The sequence below is a fragment of the Pseudomonas sp. FSL R10-1350 genome (assembly GCF_009600525.1).
GTDB lineage: Bacteria > Pseudomonadota > Gammaproteobacteria > Pseudomonadales > Pseudomonadaceae > Aquipseudomonas > Aquipseudomonas helleri.
The window spans coordinates 1-290 of sequence record NZ_WIVR01000223.1; the positions used below are offsets into that span (position 1 = coordinate 1).

Below are 290 nucleotides of genomic sequence, written 5' to 3' on the forward strand. Positions count from 1 at the left end.
GATTTGAATAATTGCTTTTAGTATCATTGAAACTTTTACTTAACTCACTAATTGCATTAGTGGCTTTTTTAGTTCTTTCATTAACTAAAATCAATTCATTATCAAGTTTTGTTTTTTGTTCCATGCCTCTACTTATGGAATTATAAACCCTGTCGATTTTAGGTTGGGAAGTGTCTTTTTTTATCAACCTGTTTCTTGCTTTTTTCTCTGCCGAATCGGGTATAACTTCAACAGATATATCATAGTTATATTTGGCAAGTTTTTCATTGACGTGTTTATAAATCATTTCT

Annotated in this window: 1 protein-coding gene; it reads right to left on the reverse strand. The window is 29.3% G+C overall.

What is annotated here, in order from left to right:
• The coding region (locus GHO25_RS26280; RefSeq protein ID WP_178110267.1) for a hypothetical protein at positions 1 to 290 on the reverse strand (290 nt) is incomplete at both ends.